The 22,005-nt window shown below is 64.7% G+C and carries 22 protein-coding genes; 12 read left to right on the forward strand and 10 right to left on the reverse strand.

From position 1 onward, the window contains the following. From minE to minC, 3 genes are all read right to left on the reverse strand, one after another. On the reverse strand, positions 1-237 hold a 237-nt coding region (gene minE / locus N7333_RS06660), incomplete at its 3' end, for a cell division topological specificity factor MinE (RefSeq protein WP_279858604.1). Next, the gene (gene minD, locus N7333_RS06665; RefSeq protein ID WP_003241594.1) at positions 234-1,049 is read right to left on the reverse strand and encodes a septum site-determining protein MinD; all 816 of its coding nucleotides are present in this window, start codon (positions 1,047-1,049) and stop codon (positions 234-236) included. The genes minE and minD, both read right to left, overlap by 4 nt. Positions 1,050-1,151: 102 nt before the next feature. Continuing rightward, on the reverse strand, positions 1,152-1,880 hold the full coding sequence (minC, locus tag N7333_RS06670) for a septum site-determining protein MinC (protein WP_096827161.1): 729 nt from the start codon (positions 1,878-1,880) through the stop codon (positions 1,152-1,154). A gap of 247 nt (positions 1,881-2,127) precedes the next feature. Between minC and N7333_RS06675 the strand changes: the two genes are divergently transcribed. Together N7333_RS06675 and N7333_RS06680 are read left to right on the forward strand one after the other, a co-directional pair. Continuing rightward, entirely contained in the window at positions 2,128-3,060 is a 933-nt protein-coding gene (locus N7333_RS06675) for a lipid A biosynthesis lauroyl acyltransferase (protein ID WP_012017874.1), read from the forward strand. Positions 3,061-3,096: 36 nt separating this feature from the next. Next, a complete protein-coding gene (locus tag N7333_RS06680; protein WP_012017875.1) occupies positions 3,097-4,278 on the forward strand; it encodes a patatin-like phospholipase family protein in 1,182 nt (393 codons plus the stop codon). Between the two features lie 93 nt (positions 4,279-4,371). Here N7333_RS06680 and N7333_RS06685 read toward each other — a convergent pair whose 3' ends face one another. The 5 genes from N7333_RS06685 to N7333_RS06705 all read right to left on the reverse strand — a co-directional run bounded on the left by N7333_RS06685 (position 4,372) and on the right by N7333_RS06705 (position 8,259). Next, positions 4,372-5,226: a pirin family protein gene (locus tag N7333_RS06685; RefSeq protein ID WP_279858606.1), complete on the reverse strand. Its 855-nt coding sequence runs from the start codon at positions 5,224-5,226 to the stop codon at positions 4,372-4,374. A 112-nt stretch (positions 5,227-5,338) separates the two neighbouring features. Next, entirely contained in the window at positions 5,339-6,109 is a 771-nt protein-coding gene (locus N7333_RS06690) for a VacJ family lipoprotein (protein WP_279858607.1), read from the reverse strand. Beyond that, positions 6,102-7,400, reverse strand: a complete 1,299-nt coding sequence (locus N7333_RS06695) for a serine/threonine protein kinase (protein ID WP_279858608.1) — start codon at positions 7,398-7,400, stop codon at positions 6,102-6,104. Before N7333_RS06695 ends, N7333_RS06690 begins: the two co-directional genes overlap by 8 nt. An 85-nt stretch (positions 7,401-7,485) precedes the next feature. Further along, positions 7,486-7,974: a GNAT family N-acetyltransferase gene (locus tag N7333_RS06700; RefSeq protein ID WP_279858609.1), complete on the reverse strand. Its 489-nt coding sequence runs from the start codon at positions 7,972-7,974 to the stop codon at positions 7,486-7,488. Between the two features lie 63 nt (positions 7,975-8,037). Next, complete coding sequence (locus tag N7333_RS06705; protein WP_003241614.1) at positions 8,038-8,259, reverse strand: DUF2061 domain-containing protein; 222 nt, start codon at positions 8,257-8,259, stop codon at positions 8,038-8,040. A gap of 151 nt (positions 8,260-8,410) precedes the next feature. Between N7333_RS06705 and N7333_RS06710 the strand changes: the two genes are divergently transcribed. The 9 genes from N7333_RS06710 to N7333_RS06750 all read left to right on the forward strand — a co-directional run bounded on the left by N7333_RS06710 (position 8,411) and on the right by N7333_RS06750 (position 16,991). Next, positions 8,411-8,782, forward strand: coding sequence for a DUF2784 domain-containing protein (locus N7333_RS06710; RefSeq protein WP_003241615.1), 372 nt, complete (start codon positions 8,411-8,413; stop codon positions 8,780-8,782). A gap of 244 nt (positions 8,783-9,026) precedes the next feature. After that, positions 9,027-9,839 (forward strand): SDR family oxidoreductase, encoded by an 813-nt coding sequence (locus N7333_RS06715; protein WP_279858611.1) that lies wholly within the window; start codon positions 9,027-9,029, stop codon positions 9,837-9,839. Positions 9,840-9,969: 130 nt separating this feature from the next. Then, a complete protein-coding gene (locus tag N7333_RS06720) occupies positions 9,970-11,100 on the forward strand; it encodes an MFS transporter (protein WP_096827157.1) in 1,131 nt (376 codons plus the stop codon). Between the two features lie 74 nt (positions 11,101-11,174). Further along, entirely contained in the window at positions 11,175-11,603 is a 429-nt protein-coding gene (locus N7333_RS06725; RefSeq protein ID WP_003241621.1) for a hypothetical protein, read from the forward strand. A gap of 9 nt (positions 11,604-11,612) precedes the next feature. After that, positions 11,613-11,945 (forward strand): YnfA family protein, encoded by a 333-nt coding sequence (locus N7333_RS06730; protein WP_003241623.1) that lies wholly within the window; start codon positions 11,613-11,615, stop codon positions 11,943-11,945. A gap of 179 nt (positions 11,946-12,124) precedes the next feature. Beyond that, a complete protein-coding gene (locus N7333_RS06735) occupies positions 12,125-13,438 on the forward strand; it encodes an OprO/OprP family phosphate-selective porin (protein ID WP_096827155.1) in 1,314 nt (437 codons plus the stop codon). A gap of 82 nt (positions 13,439-13,520) precedes the next feature. Then, positions 13,521-14,645 carry a GNAT family N-acetyltransferase gene (locus N7333_RS06740; RefSeq protein WP_279858612.1) on the forward strand — a complete coding sequence of 375 codons (1,125 nt, stop codon included), beginning with the start codon at positions 13,521-13,523 and terminating at the stop codon, positions 14,643-14,645. Positions 14,646-15,099: 454 nt separating this feature from the next. Beyond that, entirely contained in the window at positions 15,100-16,590 is a 1,491-nt protein-coding gene (gene putP, locus N7333_RS06745) for a sodium/proline symporter PutP (protein WP_003241627.1), read from the forward strand. 176 nt (positions 16,591-16,766) lie between these two features. Further along, the gene (locus tag N7333_RS06750; RefSeq protein WP_198402219.1) at positions 16,767-16,991 is read left to right on the forward strand and encodes a VF530 family protein; all 225 of its coding nucleotides are present in this window, start codon (positions 16,767-16,769) and stop codon (positions 16,989-16,991) included. 52 nt (positions 16,992-17,043) lie between these two features. Here the strand turns inward: N7333_RS06750 and N7333_RS06755 are convergent, their stop codons facing one another. Together N7333_RS06755 and N7333_RS06760 are read right to left on the reverse strand one after the other, a co-directional pair. Further along, positions 17,044-17,928: an alpha/beta fold hydrolase gene (locus N7333_RS06755; RefSeq protein ID WP_003241634.1), complete on the reverse strand. Its 885-nt coding sequence runs from the start codon at positions 17,926-17,928 to the stop codon at positions 17,044-17,046. 94 nt (positions 17,929-18,022) lie between these two features. Then, positions 18,023-21,121, reverse strand: a complete 3,099-nt coding sequence (locus tag N7333_RS06760) for a transglycosylase domain-containing protein (protein WP_096827151.1) — start codon at positions 21,119-21,121, stop codon at positions 18,023-18,025. A 201-nt stretch (positions 21,122-21,322) separates the two neighbouring features. Here N7333_RS06760 and N7333_RS06765 point away from each other — a divergent pair, with 201 nt between their 5' ends. Beyond that, positions 21,323-22,003, forward strand: a complete 681-nt coding sequence (locus N7333_RS06765; protein WP_003241638.1) for a methyltransferase domain-containing protein — start codon at positions 21,323-21,325, stop codon at positions 22,001-22,003. Positions 22,004-22,005 lie beyond the last annotated feature (2 nt).

Below are 22,005 nucleotides of genomic sequence, written 5' to 3' on the forward strand. Positions count from 1 at the left end.
AATGTTCAACTCCAGGATCGAACAGCTGCCCTGGTTTTCCAGGGCGACCTGTACCTGGTCCGATTCGATGTTGACGTACTTGCGGATCACCTCGACCAGCTCCTGCTGCAGGGCAGGCAGGTAGTCCGGCTGGCTGCGCTGGCCACGTTCGTGGGCAACGATGATCTGCAGGCGTTCCTTGGCGATGGATGCTGTGGTTTCCTTCTTGCGCGAACGCAAGAAGTCAAAAATATTCATTCTCGACCTCCAAACAGGCGCTGCAGGAAGCCCTGCTTCTTCACGTCCAGGAAGCGGTGCGGCACGTCCTTGCCAAGCAGGCGATCGACTGCGTCGCTGTAGGCCTGACCAGCGTCGCTCTGGTCATCGAGGATGACCGGAATACCCTGGTTGGAAGCCTTGAGCACGGCCTGGGATTCTGGGATCACGCCGAGCAGGCGGATGGCGAGGATTTCCTCGACGTCTTCGACGCCGAGCATTTCGCCCTTGGTGACACGCTCGGGGTTGTAGCGGGTCAGCAGCAGGTGCTCCTTGATCGGCTCCTCGCCTTTCTCGGCGCGGCGCGATTTGCTCGCCAGCAGGCCGAGCATGCGGTCGGAGTCGCGTACCGAGGAAACTTCCGGGTTGGTCACGACGATGGCCTCGTCGGCGAAGTACATCGCCAGGTGGGCACCTTTCTCGATACCGGCCGGGGAGTCGCAGACCACGAACTCGAAGTTCTGCGACAGCTCGGCGATGACCTTCTCGACGCCTTCCTGGGTCAGCGCGTCCTTGTCACGGGTCTGGCTGGCGGCCAGCACGTAAAGGTTCTCGAGGCGCTTGTCCTTGATCAGGGCCTGGGTCAGGGTGGCTTCGCCGTTGACCACGTTGACGAAGTCGTACACCACGCGGCGTTCGCAGCCCATGATCAGGTCGAGGTTACGCAGGCCGACGTCGAAGTCGACGATGACGGTCTTGTGGCCGCGCAGGGCGAGGCCGGTACCGATGGCAGCGCTGGTGGTGGTTTTACCGACGCCACCCTTGCCGGAAGTGACTACGAGGATCTTGGCCAAGGTGATTCACCCCAAAAAATGAAGATAAACGCGGGAATCCGTAGGCCATTCAAGGCTTCCAGATGCCCTTTTTGTGTCCCTGAAAAGTGGCGGAAGTATCCGTTAAAGGCGGGTGATGTTCAACACGTCACCCGACAGGCTGACGTGTACCGCATCGCCCCAGAGCGGGTCGCGGCGCAGATCTTCGGCGACCTTGTAATGGCCGGCGATCGACAGCATTTCGGCGCCCATTTGCTGACAGAAAATTCGCGCCTTGGTATTGCCCTTGATGCCGGCCAGGGCGCGGCCACGCATGGGCGCGTAAACATGGATGTTGCCATCGGCGAGAAGTTCCGCCCCGGCGCTGACGGGGGCCAGGACGATCAGGTCGCCGCCCTGGGCGTAGATCTGCTGGCCGCCGCGCACCGGGCTGGTGACGATTCGGCTGGGTTTGTGCTCGGGCTCGGCCGGCTTCTCTTCGACTTTCTTCGGCGCGGGGTCGAGGAGGCGTTCGCGGGCGCCGGAGGGCGGCAGCACCGGCAGGTCCATGGCTTCGGCGGCGGCAATGTCGCCCTCGCGCGAGGCGCGGATGGCCAGGGTGCGCAGACCGTGGCGACGGCACACGGCCATCAGTTCGGCCAGGTTCAGCTCGCCTTCGCCTTCCGGTAGCTTGTCCAGCGCCAGCACCAGCGGGGTGTTGCTGAAGAAGGCCGGGGCCTGGGCGACCTTTTCGGTCAGTTGCGCGTCGAGGCGGTCGAGATCGTTGTGCGCCAGTTCCATCACGGTGATGGCAAGCATGCTGCCCTTGAGCTGGAATACGGGGTCTTGGGCGAGGAGGTCGGCTTGGCTCATGGTGGTGCGATGGGCCTTGTGGCGAGTCGGAAGATGCCCGGACTTATAGCGATTCGAGCTGCATGCCGCAAGCAGCCGGCGTTGTGGCATGTGCTTCGCGGCGCTCGATCATGAACGGGCGAACGGTTTTCGGGTCGGTTTTCGCCTGGCCGATGACCTTGCTCCTGCCAGCTGGGTCCGCTCGCTTCCGAGCAGGCGGAAAAACTGCGTTAGAATGCGCGGCTTTGCTCGTGCTCGGAAACCTTTCATGGATCGCCCACGCTTTCGCGCCTATTTCCTTCATCCGCGCTTCTGGCCGCTGTGGCTCGGCTTCGGGCTGTTGTGGCTGGTGGTGCAGTTGCCCTACGGCCTGCAGCTCAAGCTGGGGCGTGCGCTGGGCTGGCTGATGTATCGCACGGCCGGCTCGCGCCGGCGCATTGCGGCGCGCAATCTCGAGCTGTGCTTCCCGGCCAAGAGCGCGGCCGAGCGCGAGCGCCTGCTCAGGGAGAACTTCGCCTCCACCGGTATCGCCTTCTTCGAAATGGCCATGAGCTGGTGGTGGCCCAAGGCGCGCCTGGCAAAGCTGGCCCATGTCGAGGGCCTCGAGCATCTGCAGCAGGCGCAGGCCGAAGGGCAGGGCGTGATCCTCATGGCGGTGCACTTCACCACCCTGGAGATCGGCGCGGCGCTGCTCGGCCAGTTGCACACCATCGACGGCATGTACCGCGAGCACAAGAACCCGCTGTTCGACTTCATCCAGCGTCGGGGGCGCGAGCGGCACAATCTGGATGCCACCGCCATCGAGCGCGAGGACATTCGCGCCATGCTCAAGGTGCTGCGCGCCGGTCGAGCCATCTGGTACGCGCCGGATCAGGACTACGGGCGCAAGCAGAGCATCTTCGTGCCCCTGTTCGGCATTCCTGCCGCGACCGTCACTGCCACCACCAAGTTCGCTCGTCTGGGCAAGGCGCGCGTGGTGCCCTTCACCCAGCAGCGTCTGGCCGATGGCAGCGGCTATCGGCTGGTGATCCATCCGCCGCTGGCGGACTTCCCGGGGGAGAGCGAAGAGGCCGATTGCCTGCGCATCAACCAGTGGATCGAGCAGGTCGTCAGCGCCTGCCCGGAGCAGTACCTGTGGGCTCACCGCCGCTTCAAGACGCGCCCCGAGGGTGAGCCGAAGCTGTACGGGAAGCGCAAGTAGCGCGCCTATACTCAACAAAAAATCAGGATTGGCCCGATGACTGCAGTTGCCCACCCTCATGAGCCTGTCACCGGGCTGATTCTTTCCGGTGGCGGGGCGCGGGCGGCCTATCAGGTCGGGGTGCTGGCGGCCATCGGCGATCTGCTGCCGGACTCCTCGCGCAATCCCTTTCCGGTGATAGTCGGCACCTCGGCCGGCGCGATCAATGCCGTTGGTCTGGCCTGCGGCGCGCTGCACTTCAGCGAGGCCGTGCGCCGTCTGACCACGGTGTGGCAAGGCTTCCATACCCATATGGTGTATCGCAGCGACTGGCCGGGGGTGATACGCCAGGCGACGCGCTTCATCGGGCACAGCCTGCTCGGCCTGGGCCGCGAACTGCCGGTAGCGCTGCTCGACAGTTCGCCGCTGCGCGAATTGCTGATGCGCGAGCTGGACTTCTCGGGTATCGCCGCCGCGGTACGTCATCGGCAGTTGCGCGCGGTGGCGGTGACCGCCTTCGGCTACGAGAGCGGCCAGGCGGTGACCTTCTACCAGGGGCGCGCCACCATCGATCCCTGGTTCCGTCATCGTCGTGTCGGGGTGCCGACGCGCCTGCAGCTGGAGCATCTGCTGGCCAGTGCGTCGATTCCGCTGATCTTTCCGCCGGTGAAGATCAACCGTGAGTACTTCGGCGACGGGGCGGTACGCCAGGCGGCGCCGATCAGCCCGGCGCTGCACCTGGGGGCCAGCCGCGTGCTGGTGATCGGGGTCAGCGGCAATGCCCAGCTCGAGCCCAATGCCGCGCTGCCTCGCGTGTCCAGCACGCGGCCGCCGACCCTGGCGCAGATCGGCGGGCACATGCTCAACAGTACCTTCATCGACAACCTGGAAACCGATATCGAGCTGCTCGAGCGCCTCAATCAGATGAGTGCCCTGGTGCCGCCGGAGCGCCGTCCGCGCGGGCTGGGTCTCAATCCGGTGGAGGTGCTGGTGATTGCGCCAAGCCGGCCGCTGGATCAGATCGCCGCGCGCCATCAGCACGAGTTGCCCAAGGCGTTGCGCCTGTTCCTGCGTGGCCCGGGCGCGACCAAGGCGGGCGGTGCCGGAGTGCTCAGCTACCTGTTGTTCGAGCCCGGTTACTGCAGCGAGCTGATCGAGCTGGGGTATCAGGACGCGATGGCGCGCAAGGCCGACCTCTGCCGTTTTCTCGGGTTGGCCGAAGTGGCGCAGCCTGCCTGAACCGCAGTATTGCTATGCGGTAGGGGGCCCGCGCGCACCATCGGCTGCATGTCGTTTGATGGTGCGCCCTACAACCACTCCGCCTTTTGTGGCTCAGGCCAGCGCGCCGTCACGGAAGTCGCGCAGGGCCTGCTCGATTTCCTCGCGGCTGTTCATCACGAACGGCCCGTATTGCACGATGGGTTCGCGCAGCGGCGTGCCGGCGATCAGCAGCACGCGTGCGCCCTGGGCGCTGGCCAGTTGCAGTTGCCCCTCATCCGTCAGGCGCACCAGGTGCCCGGCGCTGACCGCCTGCTTGCTGGCCTCGGGCAGTTCGAGCAGGCCTTCGTAGACGTAGAGCATGACCCGCTGACCGTCGGCCAGGCGCGGCGCGATCTGGCTGCCGGGCGGCAGGTGCAGATCGAACAGCTGCGGCTCGGTGTGCGGGCGCTGCACTGCGCCGGCCTGGCTGATTTCACCGTCATCGAACTGCCCGGCGATCACCACCACCTCCACGCCGGCCGAGGTGGTCAGGCGCGGGATCTGCTGCGCCGGTATGTCGCGATAACCCGCTTCGCCCAGCTTGTCCTTGGCCGGCAGGTTGAGCCACAGCTGGAAGCCGCGCATGGCGCCGGACTCCTGCTCGGGCATCTCGCTGTGGATGATGCCGCGTGCTGCGGTCATCCACTGCACGCCGCCGCTGCCGAGCAAGCCGACGTTGCCCAGGTGGTCCTCGTGCCGCATGCGTCCTTCGAGCATGTAGGTGATGGTCTCGAAGCCGCGGTGCGGGTGGGGTGGGAAGCCGGCGATGTAGTCGTCGGGGTCGTTGCTGGAGAACTCGTCGAGCATCAGAAACGGATCGAAGCGTTCCAGGCCTGGCCCGCCGATCACCCGGTTGAGGCGCACGCCGGCACCATCGGACGCGGGCTGGCCTGGCTGAATGCTGAGAATGCGACGTGGATCAGTCATGGCATGTGCTCCATCTCAATAAGGGAATGAACACATGCTATGTCGATTTGATCGATTGATGGGTGCAATTTATGCCGCCTAAATATCGATTTCGTCGATATTTAGGCGGCGCTCAGTCGGTGATCTTCAGCTTGCGCGACTCATGATAGAAGTAGCGAATCTTCTCGTACTCGAACGGCGAGTTGAGCTGGCCGTAGCGGAAGTTGGTGTTCGCGCGCTGGTCCACCACGTCCAGCAGGGTGATGCCGGGGTTGGCGCGGCTGGCCTCGGCCACGTCGAGGTAGTTGACCGCCGTGGCCAGGCCATAGTCGGCCACCAGACCCGTGGTGTCGCGCAGGTTGGAGGGGCCCAGCAGCGGCAGCATCAGGTAGGGCCCGGCGGGGACGCCATAGTGGCCCAGGGTCTGGCCGAAATCCTCGCGCACCTTGGGCAGGCCCATGTGGGTCGCCGGATCCCACAGGCCGCCTAGGCCGATGATGGTATTGAACAGCAGGCGCGCGGTGCTGTTCATCGCGCGCTTGCCCTTGAGCTGCAGCAGGCTGTTGGCCAGGGTGGGCACTTCGCCGAGGTTGCTGAAGAAATTGTGGACGCCGGTTTCCACCAGGTCCGGGGTGATATAGCGGTAGCCATCCACCACCGGCAGGAATACCCACTGATCGAAGCGGTAGTTGAAGTGATAGATGCGGCGGTTCCACGACTCGAGCGGGTCGTAGACCTGCAGCGCATCGTTGGAGGCACGTTCGAATTCCTGCTGATCGAGCCCGGGGTTGAAGTTCAGGTTCTGCAGCGGGTTGGTGAAACCGTCGGCATCGACCTGCCGATCGGCCAGCGCCGGCCCGCTGGCCAGCAGCAGGGCGATGAGGAGAGTGCTGTGCTTAGCCACGGAAGAACTCCAGCATGGCGTCGCTGTTGACGCGATAGTTGAGGTTGCCGCAGTGCCCGCCGCGCGGATACAGGGTCAGCCGCTCGCCGAAGGTGCGGCGCAGAAAGCCGATGTCGCCCGGGCCGAGGATCAGATCGTCGGCGTTGTGCATCACGGCCACCTTGTCGGTGTTCTGCAGGTAATTCTCCAGCGCATAGAGGCTGGTCTGGTCGATCAGCTGGTTGAGGCTGCCGCCGTCGTAGCGCGCACGCCACATCGGCATCAGCTGTTCGGCGATGTAGCAGTCGAAATCGCAGCGCAGTGCCAGCTGGAAGAACGGCGTGAGGCTGGTGCCCTCGGTGATGCGGTAGCCGCGTGGGGTGATCAGGCCGCGACGGTTGAGCAGGTCCGAGGTGAACACGATGTCGGCGGCGGAGAAGCGGAACGAGGTGCCGATCAGCATGGCCATCTGCTCGTCCGAGAGCTTTTCCGTGGACTGCTGGAAGTCGTAGAGCATGGCCTCGTTGATATCCAGGTAGCCCTTGTCGTGGAAATAGCGGGTGAGCTTGCCCAGCACCAGGTCATAGAAGTTGGTGCTGTTGTCGATACCCTGGACCCTGGTCTGCACCAGCTTGTCGAGATTGCTGATGGAGGTGTAGAGGTTCACCGGCGGGTTGAGCAGCAGCACGCGCTTGAAATCGAAGGCGCGGCGGGTCTCGTCGATCTGGCTGACGAAGGCGGCATGCAGGGCGCCCAGGCTGTAGCCGGTGAGCATGAAATCGCTGACCTCCAGGTGCGGGTGCTGGGCGCGTACCGCCTGCATGGCGCGGTAGAGATCGTCGGCATCGTCCGGGCTGTATCCCGGCGTGGCGAAGCGCGAGGCTGCGGCCATGAAGTCGTAGCTGGTCGGTGAGGACAGCTGCACCACATGGAAGCCGGCGCCATAGAACAGTTTCTTCAGGTATTCGTTGGTGCCGGTGGCATAGTGGGCACCGGTGCCGGCGATGATGAAGATCAGCGGCGCGCGGCCCTTCTGCTGGGCTAGGCGGTACTGCAGTTTGGTCACCGGCCAGAAGTTGGCCAGCAGCTCGAACTCGCGGTCCGGGCGGATGCGCACGGCGTAGTCGCGCTGATTGATGTCGCCATCTTTCGGTAGCGCCGGGCGCAGTTCCGGCGGGGTGGTGGCAATGGTCGCCTCGAACGGATTGGCCAATGGAAAGCCATAGCTCTCCATATCTATATCCGTGGCCATGCTGGAGGCACAGAAGACCAGGCCGCCGAGCAGGGCGGCGAGTCGGGCAAGGCTGGGCATGTGGCAAGTCCCTTTAATAAGAGAACGTCTGGATTCAACAGCTCGCTTATGACAGCAAGAAGTTGGGCAAAGTGCCAGGCTGCCTTCAGCGCGTTTGATCGGCCAGCGCCTTGAGCGCGGTTCCGCTCAGGCGGTAGACGGTCCATTCGTCCTGCGCCGTGGCTCCCAGGCTTTCATAGAAGCCGATGGCCGGTTGGTTCCAGTCCAGCACAGACCACTCCAGACGGCCACAGCCGCGACTGACCGCCAGGCGCGCCAGTTCGCTCAGCAGCGCTTTGCCGAGGCCGGCGCCGCGGGCAGCGGGGCGCACGTAGAGGTCTTCCAGATAGATGCCGGGGCGGCCGAGGAAGGTGGAGTAGTTGTGGAAGAACAGAGCGAAACCGGCGGCTTCGCCGTCCACCTCACCGATCAGCACTTCGGCGAAGGGGCGAGGGCCGAAGAGGTGCTCGGTCATCAGCAGCGGGTCGGCAACCACCTGATCGCCGAGGCGCTCATACTCGGCCAGTTCCTGGATGAAGTCGAGAATCAGTGAAATATCGGCGGGTTGCGCGGGGCGCAGGCTCAGCTTGGACATGGCGGCTCCTTGTGGATGCCGCCGAGTATGCCGCGGGTGCCCGGGGCTCTGGCAAGCCGGTTTTCAGGCCTGATGGTGCAACCAGGCATGCTTGGGAATGCTGCTGGCGCGCTTCTTCGCTTCCAGGCGGGCCCAGATCTTCTCGTGGAAGTAGAAGCCCACCGAATTGCACAGTGGCTCCACCGCGGCGACCAGGCCGCTCACGGCAATGCTGCCGGTCAGAACGTAAGCGACGCCGAAGGCGATGCAGAAGTGCATGATGGTGAAGGTCAGGGTCTTGAGCATGATGCACCTCGATGAGAATCGTTTCGTCTTGGTACAAGGCTAGTCCTGGCGTGTCAGGTCGGGAAATATGACCTTTACATGGTCGCGATAGCTGCGGTTAATCGGTTTTATTGTTTTGAAAGTTGCGATCTATTTTTAACAGGAGAGAGAAATGCTGTGGCGGGTAGCTGCCGATGCGCTGGTGCTGATCCATCTGGGCTTCATCCTGTTCGTGCTGTTTGGCGGCCTGCTGTTGCTGCGCTGGCCACGCCTGGTCTGGCTGCACCTGCCGGCGGTGGCCTGGGGAGCGGTGGTTGAGTTCTTTCATCTGTTGTGTCCGCTGACGCCCTGGGAGAACCAGCTGCGCCAGGCGGCAGGGCAGTCCGGTTATGACGGTGGCTTCATCGAGCACTACCTGATACCGCTGATCTATCCGGCCGGCCTGACGCCGCAGATCCAGTTGTGGCTGGGGGGTGTGGTCGTGCTGGTCAATGGAGCGGTCTATGCCTGGCTGCTGTGGCGCTGGCGCAAGCGCGCTGCCTAGGGGCAACGAATCGTAGGGTGCGCCATGCGCACCGCTGCTGTTGCTGGTTCCGGTGGGCCGGCTCTTAGGATGCGGTGGCTAGGTCGGTGCGCATGGCGCACCCTACGGATCGGCATTCCAATCGCGACACCCTACGCGCGATGTTTTTGCTCCGCCTATTCATAAGTCTGATGGAGGGCCGGCAGCACTATAGCCTTCGCTACACTGCCAGCCATTGCAATCAAACATTCAAGGCAGGCCCGCTATGCAAAACCGCATGATGATCACTGGCGCTGGTTCCGGATTGGGACGTGAGATCGCGCTGCGCTGGGCCCGGGAGGGCTGGCGTCTGGCCCTGGCCGATATCAACGAGGCGGGCCTGACCGAGACCCTCAAGCTGGTGCGTGAAGCGGGTGGTGACGGCTTCACTCGTCGTTGCGACGTGCGTGACTACAGCCAGCTGACGGCGCTGGCGCAGGCGTGCGAGGAGCAGTTTGGCGGCATCGACATCATCGTCAACAACGCCGGGGTCGCCTCGGGCGGCTTTTTCGACGAGCTGTCGCTCGAGGACTGGGACTGGCAGATCTCCATCAACCTGATGGGCGTCGTCAAAGGCTGCAAGGCCTTCCTGCCGATGCTGCAGCGCAGCAAGGGCAAGATCGTCAACATCGCCTCGATGGCCGCACTGATGCAGGGGCCGGCGATGAGCAACTACAACGTGGCCAAGGCCGGCGTGGTCGCGCTGTCGGAAAGTCTGCTGATCGAGTTGCGTCAGCAGGAGATCGGTGTGCACGTGGTCTGCCCGTCGTTCTTCCAGACCAATCTGCTGGACTCCTTTCGCGGGCCAACCCCTGCGATGAAGGCGCAGGTGGGCAAGTTGCTGGAAAGCTCGCCGATCAGCGCGGCGGACATCGCCGAGTACATCCATGCGGAGATGGCCAAGGGCAGCTTCATGATCCTGCCGCATGAAATGGGGCGCATGGCCTGGGCGCTGAAGCAGAAGAATCCGCAGGCGCTGTATGACGAGATGGCCAACATGGCCGAGAAGATGCGCAGCAAGGGCAAGGCTGCAAACTGACCATAAGGTCAGCTAAATGTGCCTGCAGGCTTGCCCGATGCGGCCTGCAGGGGTAGGGTGGCCGACCCGGCCTGCCTGCCGTTCTGACCCTGGATACCCCGTGAAACCGATGCCTCGGGCCTTGCTATTGATGGCTCTGGTGCTGGCGGCGATCAACCTGCGCCCCGGCATCACCTCCCTTGCTCCGCTGATCGAGCGGATTGCCACCGAGCTGTCGCTGAGCCGCAGCTTCATCAGCCTGACCACCGCGCTGCCGGTACTGTGCATGGGCCTGCTTGCGCCACTGGCGCCGCGTCTGGCCCTGCGTTGGGGCCTGGAGCGCACCATAGTGCTCTGTCTGGGATTGATCAGCCTGGCCCTGCTGGCGCGCCTGGCGGCGCATCAGAGCGCCGTACTGATCGGCAGTGCCATCGCTCTCGGCGCCGCCATCGCCGTCGCCGGGCCCTTGCTCTCGGGTTTCATCAAACGCTACTTCTCCGGCCAGATGGGCCGCGTGGTGGGGTGGTATTCGCTCGGCATGGCCATCGGCGGCGCCGGCGGCGCGGTGCTCACGGCGCCGGCGACCAGCCTGTTCGGCGATGCCTGGCATCTGGGCCTGGCGATCTGGGCGCTGCCCGCTGCGCTGGCCGTGCTGCTCTGGCTCTACCTGCCCAACCAGGTGGGCAGCGGCGAAGCGCAGGAGGGCGGTCTACCCTGGCGACAGCCGCGTGCCTGGCTGATCAGCGGTTTCTTCGCCCTGCAGGCGGGGCTGTTCTACGCCCTGGCGACCTGGGTGGTGGCGCGCTATCACGAAGCTGGGCTGAGTCTGCTGCGCAGCAACTCGCTGCTGAGCATTTCCATGCTGATGGGCTTGCCCAGCTCCTTCCTGCTGCCCTGGCTGGCGCAGCGCTTCGATGCGCGCTATCCGCTGCTGCTGGCCTGTGGCGCGCTGAGCAGCCTGTGCCTGGCGATGATCAGCTTTGCGCCGACCCTGTTGCCTGAGCTCTGGGCACTGCTGATCGGTTTCGGCCTCGGTGGCTCGTTCGCGCTGTCGCTGGTGCTGCCGCTTTACGAGGCCGGCTCGCCGCTGGCGGTCAGCCGCTGGACCGCGATGATGCTGTTCACCGGCTACTGCCTGGCCTGCATGACGCCGATACTCACCGGCCTGGCGCGCGATCTGTCCGGCAGCTATCGCCTGCCGTTCGCGGTACTGACCGCTCTAGCCCTGCTGATGACGCTGGTCGCCTGGTTGCTCGGACGCAGCCAGCGGCGCTCGCGTTGAAGAATTCGCGCCAGTTCCTTTCTTGCCCTGGCGCGCTGTGTTAGAAGGCGTTCTGCTTTTTCAGGAGTGCCGGTGTGGAGTCCGAATCCATCGTCTATGGCTGTATCCGCGACTGGCCCTCGGATGATCCCGAGTTGCGTCGCCTGCGTCGGGAAACCAACCACGGCGTGCTGGCCGAGCTGCCGGCTGGCGACCTGTGGCCTTTCCTCGGCCGCGAGATGTTTTCCTTCTGCGAACTGCCGGGGGCGGGCCTGTACCAGACCCAGGTGATCCACTTCGGCGCCAGCTACGGGGCAGTGGAGTACGAGTGGAACCTGTGGATCGAAGCCTTCGAGGCGCTGCTCAAGCGCCTGTACTGGGCCAGTGCGGTGGTGCATCTGGAGACCGAGCTCAATGGCATGCACACCTTCCGCTGGGAGTCCGACAGTGGTTTCCACAGCCCGCAGGAGGGCGCCTTGCGCGTGCGCTGCGCCTGGGAACGCGAGGGCACGTTGCGTGGCTAGGGCGGCTGGATGACCAGTTATCTGTGGTTTCTGCTGGCGGCCGTGTTCGAGATCGCGGGTTGCTACGCCTTCTGGATGTGGCTGCGGCTCGATCGCAGCGCCTGGTGGATCGCGCCGGGCCTGCTCAGTCTGGTTCTGTTCGCGCTGATCCTGACGCGAGTGGAGGCCTCTTTCGCCGGGCGTGCATACGCGGCCTACGGTGGTGTGTATATCGTCGCCTCGCTGGCCTGGCTGGCGTTGATCGAAAAGACCCGTCCCATGCTCAGCGACTGGCTGGGCGCGGCGCTGTGTTTGGCGGGTGCGGCCATCATCCTTTTTGCGCCACGCCTGCATACGTCCTGAGTGGGCAAGGCAGCTCCAGGATGCCTTATGCGTATTGGAAGTAAAAAGTTCCGCTGTCATCAAATCTTTATATATCAGCAACTGAGCTGAAATAACCCCTCGCCAAGATTCCCCCCAGCACGAACGAGCCCTGCGCTCGGGTGTTTTCAACACTAAAAGTCCAACAGGGGAATTTCTCGATGATCCGTAAGCACTTCGCCGGTTTCGCAGCCAGCGCCCTGGCCCTGGCCGTTTCCGCCCAGGCTTTCGCCGGTACCGTCACCACTGACGGCGCCGATATCGTGATCAAGACCAAGGGCGGCCTTGAAGTCGCCACTACCGACAAAGAATTCAGCTTCAAGCTGGGCGGCCGTCTGCAGGCTGACTACGGCACCTTCGACGGCTTCTACACCCGCAACGGCAACAACGCCGACGCTGCCTACTTCCGTCGCGCCTTCCTGGAACTGTCCGGTACCGTTTACAAGGACTGGAAGTACGTTATCAGCTACGACCTGGCTCACAACGCCGGTAACAGCGACGACGGTTACTTCGACGAAGCGTCGGTGACCTACACCGGCTTCAACCCGGTCAATATCCGTGTCGGCCGTTTCGACCCGGACTTCGGTCTGGAGAAGGCCACCAGCTCCAAGTGGATCACCGCCATCGAGCGTTCCGCCATCTATGAAATCGCCGACTGGGTCAACGGCCACGAGAACGGTCTGGGCGTACAGGCCAGCTCGGTCATCGGCAACATGGCGTTCATGTCCGGTGGTGTCAGTGCCAAGGACAGCAACGACACCGACGGCGAGAGCGTCAAGCAGTTCAACCTGCGCGGCGTGTTCGCCCCCATGGCCGAGCCGGGTAACGTCCTGCACCTGGGCCTGAACTACGCCAACCGCGGTCTCGACGACGTTGCTGCCGATGGCCGCATCCGTCCGCGTCTGACCGTACGCGGCGTCTCCACCAATGGTGGTAACGACGCCGGCACCAACGGCAACCGCGCCGTCTTCGGCGGCTTCCAGGGCGTCGCCGGCGACTTCGACAGCGATTCCGCCTGGGGTGCCGAACTGGCCTACGCCATGGGCCCGTTCTCCGCTCAGGCCGAGTACCTGGCACGCAAGCTGAAGGCTGACCGCGCTGGCATCGAAGACATCAAGGCCAACGGCTACTACGCGCAACTGGCCTACACCCTGACCGGCGAATCCCGCGGTTACCGTCTGGATGGCGCGCGCTTCGATGCGATCAAGCCGTCCGACAAGCAGCTGGGCGCCTGGGAAGTCTTCTATCGCTACGACAACATCAAGATCGAAGACGACAACGTCACCGTTGCCACCGCTACTCGTGAAGTGGGTGATACCAAGGCCAAGCTGCACACCGTCGGCGTGAACTGGTACGTCAACGACGTGGTCAAGGTCGCAGCCAACTACGTCAAGGCCGAAACTGACAAGATCACCAACACCGCTGGTGACGACGACGGTGACGCCTTCGTGATGCGCGTGCAGTACGCCTTCTAATGCATCGCTGATTCTGCTCCTGAATTGAGCCCCGCCACTGGCGGGGCTTTTTTTCGTCCGCCGCTTTCGCCAGACTGGCGCCATGCCTCTGCACACCTTGCCTCAACTGTCCCAACTGCCGGCCGCCAGCTGGGATGCGCTGCTGTCGACGCCGCAGCCCTTTGTGCGCCATGCCTTTCTGAGCGCCCTGGAAGACAGCGGCAGCGTCGGAGGGCGCAGCGGCTGGCAGCCATCGCACCGGCTCTGGTACGACGAGCAGGGGCGGCTGCAGGCGGCCATGCCGACCTACCTCAAGCAGCACTCCTACGGCGAGTACGTGTTCGATCACGCCTGGGCCGATGCCTGTCGCCGCGCCGGTATCGCCTACTACCCCAAGCTGCTCGGCGCCGTGCCGTTTTCCCCGGTGAGCGGGGCCCGCCTGCTGGGCGAGCCGCACGCTGCTGCACGGCTGCTCGATGAGCTGAGTGCAGGCCTGCCCGGCGAGGGGCTGTCGAGCTTGCACGTCAACTTCACCACGCCTGCCTGCGATGCGCTGCTCGAGCCGCGTAGCGGCTGGCTGCAGCGTTTGGGCTGCCAGTTCCACTGGCACAACCGCGGCTACCGCGATTTTCAGGACTTTCTCGACGCCCTCAGCTCGCGCAAGCGCAAACAGTTACGCAAGGAGCGCGAGCAGGTGGCCGGGCAGGGCATCGAGTTCGATTGGCTGCAGGGGCATCAGTTGAGCGAGGCGCAGTGGGACTTCGTCTACCTGTGCTACGCCAATACCTATCACGTGCGCGGCCAGGCGCCTTATCTGACGCGGGAGTTCTTCAGCCTGCTGGCCGAGCGCATGCCCGAGGCGCTTCGCGTCGTGCTGGCGCAGCAGCATGGGCGGCCGGTGGCCATGGCGCTGAGTCTGGTGGGCGGGGATACCTTCTACGGGCGCTACTGGGGCTGCCTGGCGGAGTTCGACCGTCTGCATTTCGAAACCTGCTTCTACCAGGGCATGCAGTTGGCCATGAGCGAAGGGCTGGCGCGTTTCGACGCCGGGGCGCAGGGTGAGCACAAGCTGATCCGCGGTTTCGAGCCGGTGATCACCCGCTCCTGGCATCTGCTGCTGCATCCCGGACTACATGCCGCGGTTGCGGACTTTCTCGAGCAGGAGCGTCCTGGCGTGCTGGCTTATGCCGAAGAGGCGCGCAGCTACCTGCCTTATCGCCAAGCGTGAGGTTGGCGGTTATCGGCCGGCATGGCGCGAGATAGGCGCCTGCGAGCCTTTCGTGGGTATGCCCGGGGCCGAACGCGCGTTCGCCAGAAGTTCCCCGGCCTGGAGATTTCTGCAAAAACTCCAGAGTTTTTTGCAAGAAGCCCTTGCACCGGAGCCTCTACATTCCGCCCCTCGCCCGTCTCGTGTGCAGTAGTCGTTGCTAGGCTAGACCGCTAGTAAGGAGCGCTGCAGGGCACGAGGCAACTGACCGGCGCGGCGTATGTCGAGCTGGCGGCGGCGAAAACCAGGGAGAGGGGCCGCCATGGCGGCATGAGCATTCCCCGGGTGTGCCTGCAAGGCATTGCCCGTATCTGACCTGGCCCGCCTGGCGGGCGTCAGACCCGGCAGCGGTTGCACCTGCAGTCGCTTGAACCATAACCACGGCCGCGGCCGTGACCAGAAAGAGAACAACAAAATGAGCGAGCAGAACGTTCTTGTTGTAGGGGTGACCTTCGTGGTCTACCTGGTGCTGATGTTGTGGCTGGGCATCGTTGCCTATCGCCGTACCAGCAGCCTGTCCGACTACATCCTCGGCGGCCGTTCCATCGGCCCGACCACCGCGGCCCTGTCCGCCGGCGCTTCCGACATGAGCGGCTGGCTGCTCCTGGGCCTGCCGGGCTACGCCCTGGTAGCCGGCTTCGAGGCCTCCTGGATCGCCATCGGCCTGCTGGCCGGCACCTGGCTGAACTGGCTGTTCGTTGCCCGTCGCCTGCGCGTCTACTCCCACGCAGCCAGCGACTCGGTGACCATGCCGTCCTACTTCGAGCATCGCTTCAACGACAAGTCCCATGCGCTGCGCGTGATCTCGGCCATCTTCATTCTGCTGTTCTTCCTCTTCTACGCCAGCTCCGGTCTGGTCGCAGCCGGCAAGCTGTTCGAGACCGTATTCGGCTTCGACTACCGAATCGCCGTGGTCATCGGCACCCTGGCCGTGGTCTCCTACACCCTGTTCGGTGGCTTCCTCGCCGTGGCCTGGACCGACGTGGTGCAAGGCCTGCTGATGGCCGCCGCGCTGGTGCTGGTGCCGGTGTTCGCCCTCAACGCGGTGGGTGGCGTGGATGCTGCGCATGCCGCGATCGTGGCCAAGAACCCCGAGCTGCTGACCTTCTTCAATGATGCCAAGGGCCAGCCGCTGGGCATCATCGCCATCCTTTCGCTGCTTGGCTGGGGCCTGGGCTACTTTGGCCAGCCGCACATCCTGGCGCGCTTCAAGGCGATTTCCGACGACAAGGACATGCCCACCGCTCGCCGTATCGCCGTGGGCTGGACCGCACTGACCCTGTTCGCTGCCCTGGCCATCGGCTGGGTCGCCGTGGGCTACCTGGAGACCGATCTGGGCGATGCCGAGACCGTGTTCATGGTGCTGGTCAACAGCCTGTTCCACCCGGTGGTCGCCGGTATCCTGATGGCGGCCGTACTGGCCGCGATCATGTCCACCGCCGATTCGCAGCTGCTGGTGAGCTCCTCGGCCCTGGCCGAAGACTTCTACAAGGCGATCCTGAAGAAGGACGCCGGTGGCGCGGAACTGGTCTGGATCGGCCGTGGTGCCGTGGTGGCGATCGCCATCGTCGCCCTGATCCTGGCGCTGAACCCGGACACCACCGTCCTGGGCCTGGTGTCCTACGCCTGGGCTGGTTTCGGTGCCGCCTTCGGTCCGGCCATCATCCTGTCGCTGTACTGGAAGCGGATGAACCGCAACGGTGCGCTGGCCGGCATCCTGCTGGGCGGCATCACCGTGGTGGTGTGGAAGCAGCTGTCCTCCATGGGCGGCATCTTCGGCCTGTACGAGATCATCCCGGGCTTCATCCTCGCCACTCTTGCCATCGTCGTGGTCAGCCTGATCACCGAAGAGCCGGAAGCGGCCGTCCAGGCGCAGTTCGACGACGTCGAGCGCAAACTGGCGTAATCGCTTGATCCTGGCCGCGGGCGATGCTCCGTAGCCAGTGCGGCAACGGCCGACACCGCAAGGTGTCGGCCGTTTTAGTTTTGTATGGGAATGGCATCGATCCAATGGATGCCGGGCTTCCGCCCGCTGCTGGCATTGGCTAAGGTGGCGCTCCCTGCCTCGGTACTCAGTACAGGTTGTCCATGACCGCGAAAGACCCGCTCCACGGTGTCACCCTGCAAGCCATCCTCACCGCGCTCGTGGAGCGTATCGGCTGGGATGGGCTGGCCCGGCAGGTGGACGTGCGCTGTTTCAAGCATGAGCCGAGCATCAAGTCGAGCCTGACCTTCCTGCGCAAGACGCCCTGGGCTCGGGCCAAGGTGGAGCAGCTCTACCTGCAGCAGTTTCACCAGCAGAAATAGCAGTGCGTCGCCGGATGCAGTTCGGCCCGCGTCAGCGCCATTCGCTGTCGGCTCAGTTCAGCGCCAGACCCAGCGCCTGCAGGGCCTGGCGATAGCTGTTGCCAGCCATGCGCAGACCATTGTTATGGTTGGCGCCGTCGATCAGCAGCAATTGCTTGGGCTCGTTGGCGGCGTCGAACAGCGCCTCGCTGAAGCGCGACGGCACGTAGCGATCGTCGCGCCCGTGGGCGATCAGCACGGGGATGCCCACTTCGCCGATCTTGCTCAGCGAGTCGAACTCCTGCGACAGCAGCCAGCGCACCGGCAACGAGGTATTGGTCACCGCCGCGGCGACATCGCCCAGGTTGGTGAAGCTGGACTCGACGATCAGGCCGGCAGCCTGCGCTTGCTGCCGTTCGCCGGCCAGCTCGCGTGCCAGATTGACGGCTACCGCACCACCGAGGGAATGACCGTAGATGAAGCGTTTGCCTGGATCCGGCTGCAGCCTGGCCAGATGCTGCCAGGCGATCAGCGCGTCCTGATACACGCTGCGCTCGGAGGGCAGCGCGCCGCGGCTCTGGCCGAAGCCGCGATAGTCGACGGCGAGCACGGAAAAGCCCATCGCATGCAGTTGTTCAATGCGAAACAGCTGGCCGGTGAGGTTCCAGCGCGAGCCATGCAAATACAGCAGGGTCGGCGCGTCCTGACGCGAGGACGGCCACCACCAGGCATGCAGGCTCTCGTCGGCCGCCAGGTCGGGGGACTGCAACTGCACGTCCTCGATGCCGGCCGGCAGGCCGCTGAACCAGCGGGCGGTACCCGGTTCGATGCGAAACACCAGTTCGCGCTCGGTCTGCTCCAGTTTGGCGCAGCCGATGGGCAGCAGAACCAGCAGGCTGGCCAGAATGATCAGGCTCAGGCGGCGACGGCGCAGCAGGGCGCTCCAGGATGCAGGCATGGGCGAGGCTCATAAGCTAAACGGGTGATGCTGCCATGGACTGCGCCTGCGCCTGGCGGTTTCATCCCGCCGGCACTGCTCTGGTTACCACGTGTTACCGCCAGCTGATCTGCGGCGCGCTCTGGGGCGCCTGGCAAAGGGTGACGCTACCCGGTTCCAGATAGGGCGCGAGTATCGGCGCCATGCCCTTGAGCACCTGTACCGGCAGCGCCGAGGTGAAGGTGAAGCGCTCTGCCTCGCGTCCCGGCACGAAGGCGGTGAGGGTGCCGTAGTGGCGCGGGCCGAGGAAGAACACGAAGGTGGCCGTGCGGTTCATCGCCCGCGAGCTGATCACCCGCCCGCCAGCGCCGACGCTTTCGATGCGGTTGTCGCCGGTGCCGGTCTTGCCGCCCAAGGTCAGGTTGCTGCCGTCCTGCAGCTGGAAGGTGCCCTGCAGCCGCCGTGCGGTGCCGCCCTCGACCACCTGGGACAGTGCATTACGCAGCGCGGCGGCCACTTCCGAGGCCATCACTCGCTTGGCGCCTTGGGTGTTGCGCTCGACCCGCGTCTCGTAGGGCGTGTCGGCGGCGAAGTGCAGTTCGTCGATGCGCAGCACCGGTTGGCGAACGCCGTCGTTCTGGATGATGCCCATCAGTTCGGCCAGCGCCGCCGGCCGGTCGCCGGAACTGCCCAGGGCGGTGGCCAGCGAGGGCACCAGATGCTGGAAGGGATAGCCGAGGTTCTTCCAGCGCCGGTGGATGTCGGAGAAGGCTTCCACCTCCAGCATGATGCGGATGCGACTGTCGCGGGCGCTCTTGTGCCGGCTGCGGAACAGCCAGCCATAGACTTCCTGGCGCTCGTCGACGCTGGCGGCCACGGCGTCGCCGAAGCTCGCCTGCGGATTCTCGATCAGAAAGCCCAGCAGCCAGAGTTCCAGAGGGTGGACCCGGGCGATATAGCCCTGATCCGGCAGGCTGTAGGCGCCGGGGCCGTAGTCCTGATACAGACGCGCGATACGCTGATCGGTGAGTTTTTCCTGCGGCAGCTGGGCGCGTAGGAACGCGGCGAAGGTAGCTTCGTCGGCATGCGGCTGCAGGTAGCGGTGCACGGCGCTCAGGCGCACCGAGGTCTGGCGCAGGCCGCTGAGGAAGGTTTCCAGTCGCTGCTGTTCCGGCTGGCCCTGGTACTTGCGCCAGAAACGCAGCAGGAAGGTCCGCCCCTCCTGATCGGCGAAGCGTTGCAGGTACTCCTGGCGGCGTGGGTCCTTGTCGTCCTTGAGCAGTTCGGCGCTGTTCTGATAGGTGCTGTAGCGCACCAGGTCGCGCATCAGGCGGACGAACGGCAGATTGATCGACTCGCGCAGCGATTCGCGCAGGGTCGGGTTGCGACCGTTGTCCTCGCGGCGGAAGTTGCCGAAGGTATGCAGCCCGCCGCCGGTGAAGAAGCGCTCATGCGGGCTGGCCGAGTAGCGCCGCTCCAGCGCGGCTTCCAGCATGCTGGCCAGGTCGGCGCCGGGATTGGCCAGCAGGTGGTTGACCGCCCAGCGGCTCAGGTAGTCCTGCTCGGCGATCTCGACGCTGCGCAGCTCGGCCGGGCTCCTTCCGGCGTGGCGCTGATGCAACTCGGCAATGACTTCGAGATAGGTGGCCAGCACCCGCAGCTTGGCGGTGGAACCCAGCTCCAGCTTGCTGCCTTCATTGATGTCGAACGGCTGGTCGGTGCTGTCGGTCTGCACGCGCACCCGACTGCCGGTGGCGGTGCGTTCGAACAGGGTAAAGCTGTAGCGCACCTCGGCGGTCTTTTCCGCTGACAGCAGGCGCTCGCCGAACAGGCCGATCTTGCCGGCGAATTCCGGGTCGGCCAGGCGTTGCAGGTAGAGGCTGGCCTCCTGCTGCAGGTCGCGCTGCAGGGTGCTGCGTGCGGCCAGATCGAGGCGGTCCAGATCGTACAGCGGCATGCCCAGCAGATTGGACAGACGTGAGCGGGCGACGCTAATGCCCTTGTCGCTTTCCACCGGGCGCAGGTTGGATTCCTGCTGCCAGTCGCGGTACTGCAGCTTCTGCGTCAGCGCCGCGTCACGCAGTTCGGCGTCGATCAACCCCCCGGCAGCCAGCAGGCGGATATGACTCTCCGTCAGCGCCTCCATTTCCTTGCGCCCCTGAGCCAGATAGTAGGAGGGGCGGCGCTGGGCGATCATCAGCGACAGTACCTGGCGCAAGGCCAGACCGCGTTCGGCCAGGCTGGCCTCCGGCGTGCGCGCCGGGTCGAGCAGGGCGTTGCTGCGCTCGAAGTCTGCGCCGTACCAGATGCGCAAACCGTCGGCCAGGCCGTGGACCTCGCCGTGCCCCGGTGCAGCGGACAGCGGTACGCTGTTGAGGTAGTCGCGCACGATGGTCTGGCGTGCTTCGAGGGTCTGCGGCCCCTGTTGGTAAGCGCGTACGCTGGCGGAAATCATCTGCCGCAGTTTTTCTCCCGCCGACAGCGTCAGGCCGTCCGGCGAATGGCGGTACTTTTCCAGTTGGGTGGCCAGGGTGCTGCCGCCAGCGGACTGGTCCTGCATGTCGAGCACCTTGCCGATCTGCGACAGGGCGGCCATGGCGAACCGCGGCCAGTCCACGGCCGGGTTGGCCAGCGGCTGCTCGGTATCCAGCAGATGGCGGTTCTCGATGAACAGCAGGCTGCTCACCACCAGCGGCGGAATGCTGGCGAAATCGGCATAGCCCTGTTGTGGATAGCGGAACTCATAAAAGGGCGTGCCGCGGCAGTCGCTGATGCTGAGGCCGGTTTGGCTCTTCTCGACGAAGGGCGGGAACAGGCCGCGACGGCTGTAGGCCATCAGTGCCGGCGAGAAGCGCGCCTGCTCGCTGATGGTGAAGTCGCGTTGCTGTAGACGCTCCAGCATTAGTGGCAGGTAGGCGTAGCCCTGACGTTTGTCGAAGGGGCCGTCGGCGGGGTAGAGGATGTCCGGGCTGGGGCCTTGCTCGACACGGTAGGTGAGGGTGGCGGCGTAGCGGCTCAGCTCACGGGCCTGGAAATGCGCGCTGCGCAACTCGAAGACCAGCAGCGCGGCGGCGGCCACCAACGACAACGCCAGCAGTGAGTAAAACGCCAGACGCCAGCGGCGTGGCCGCGGAGCCGGCTTGTCGTCGACCGTCGGCAAGACGTTCGACGCCAGTTCGCGGTGCTGAGGATCCGATTGCCATAACGCGCCCATAATCCACCGGCCTGGCCTGTCTGCTCCACGGAAAAACACGAGACTGCCGCTTAACGGGCTCTGCCCCCCTGGCGCCTCGTCTGCCTGTTATCAGCTTAGCCGCTGTGCGCGGGTCTGGCTGGCGGTTTTGACGCAAGGCGTGTCTGGGCCGCTCATTGGCGCTAGACTCGCTGGCAATGCACACAATGCAGGGGAAGCGGCATGCAGCGCGATCATCGAGAGCAGCTTCAGCAAAGCTGGCAGGCCAACGCCGATGCCTGGGCTGCGGCGGTGCGCGAACAGCGTATTGAGAGCCGGCGCCTGGTCACCGATGCGGCGATCATCCAGGCCGTGTTGGCGCTGCAGCCCAAGCGGGTGCTGGATATCGGCTGCGGCGAGGGTTGGCTGTGCCGTGGGCTGGCCGAACACGGCATCGAGCCGGTCGGCGTGGATGCTTCCGCGCCGCTGATCGAGGCAGCCCGCGCCGCCTGCGACGGGCGCAGTCAGTATCGCGTCTGTGGCTATGCCGAACTGGAGCAGCATGCCGAGCAGCTGGGGCGTTTCGAGGTGCTGGTGTGCAACTTCGCCCTGCTCGAAGAGCCGCTGCAGCCCATTCTGCGCAGCCTGCACGCGTTGCTGGCGCCTGGCGGCAGTCTGCTGATCCAGACCCTGCACCCCTGGCGCGCCAGCCATGGCGAGCCTTATCAGGACGGTTGGCGGGTCGAGGATTTCGTCGGTTTCGGCGAGGGCTTCCAGGCACCGATGCCTTGGTTCTTCCGCACCCTGCAATCCTGGCTGACGCTGATTGGCGAAACCGGCTGGCGTCTGGAATGGCTGCAGGAGCCATTGCATCCCGAGAGCGTTCAGCCGGTCTCCCTGCTGCTGCTGCTCAAGCCGCTCTGATC

It is taken from the genome of Pseudomonas sp. GD04158 (genome assembly GCF_029834875.1).
GTDB classification, from domain to species: domain Bacteria; phylum Pseudomonadota; class Gammaproteobacteria; order Pseudomonadales; family Pseudomonadaceae; genus Aquipseudomonas; species Aquipseudomonas hydrolytica.

What these genes read in the sequence shown, in the direction of transcription:
- minC (WP_096827161.1), bottom strand. Translation starts at nt 1,880, where the DNA reads ATGAGCCAAGCCGACCTCCTCGCCCAAGACCCCGTATTCCAGCTCAAG.
- N7333_RS06675 (WP_012017874.1), top strand. Translation starts at nt 2,128, where the DNA reads ATGGATCGCCCACGCTTTCGCGCCTATTTCCTTCATCCGCGCTTCTGG.
- N7333_RS06680 (WP_012017875.1), top strand. Translation starts at nt 3,097, where the DNA reads ATGACTGCAGTTGCCCACCCTCATGAGCCTGTCACCGGGCTGATTCTT.
- N7333_RS06685 (WP_279858606.1), bottom strand. Translation starts at nt 5,226, where the DNA reads ATGACTGATCCACGTCGCATTCTCAGCATTCAGCCAGGCCAGCCCGCG.
- N7333_RS06695 (WP_279858608.1), bottom strand. Translation starts at nt 7,400, where the DNA reads ATGCCCAGCCTTGCCCGACTCGCCGCCCTGCTCGGCGGCCTGGTCTTC.
- N7333_RS06700 (WP_279858609.1), bottom strand. Translation starts at nt 7,974, where the DNA reads ATGTCCAAGCTGAGCCTGCGCCCCGCGCAACCCGCCGATATTTCACTG.
- N7333_RS06705 (WP_003241614.1), bottom strand. Translation starts at nt 8,259, where the DNA reads ATGCTCAAGACCCTGACCTTCACCATCATGCACTTCTGCATCGCCTTC.
- N7333_RS06710 (WP_003241615.1), top strand. Translation starts at nt 8,411, where the DNA reads ATGCTGTGGCGGGTAGCTGCCGATGCGCTGGTGCTGATCCATCTGGGC.
- N7333_RS06715 (WP_279858611.1), top strand. Translation starts at nt 9,027, where the DNA reads ATGCAAAACCGCATGATGATCACTGGCGCTGGTTCCGGATTGGGACGT.
- N7333_RS06720 (WP_096827157.1), top strand. Translation starts at nt 9,970, where the DNA reads ATGGCTCTGGTGCTGGCGGCGATCAACCTGCGCCCCGGCATCACCTCC.
- N7333_RS06730 (WP_003241623.1), top strand. Translation starts at nt 11,613, where the DNA reads ATGACCAGTTATCTGTGGTTTCTGCTGGCGGCCGTGTTCGAGATCGCG.
- N7333_RS06735 (WP_096827155.1), top strand. Translation starts at nt 12,125, where the DNA reads ATGATCCGTAAGCACTTCGCCGGTTTCGCAGCCAGCGCCCTGGCCCTG.
- N7333_RS06740 (WP_279858612.1), top strand. Translation starts at nt 13,521, where the DNA reads ATGCCTCTGCACACCTTGCCTCAACTGTCCCAACTGCCGGCCGCCAGC.
- putP (WP_003241627.1), top strand. Translation starts at nt 15,100, where the DNA reads ATGAGCGAGCAGAACGTTCTTGTTGTAGGGGTGACCTTCGTGGTCTAC.
- N7333_RS06755 (WP_003241634.1), bottom strand. Translation starts at nt 17,928, where the DNA reads ATGCCTGCATCCTGGAGCGCCCTGCTGCGCCGTCGCCGCCTGAGCCTG.
- N7333_RS06760 (WP_096827151.1), bottom strand. Translation starts at nt 21,121, where the DNA reads ATGGGCGCGTTATGGCAATCGGATCCTCAGCACCGCGAACTGGCGTCG.
- N7333_RS06765 (WP_003241638.1), top strand. Translation starts at nt 21,323, where the DNA reads ATGCAGCGCGATCATCGAGAGCAGCTTCAGCAAAGCTGGCAGGCCAAC.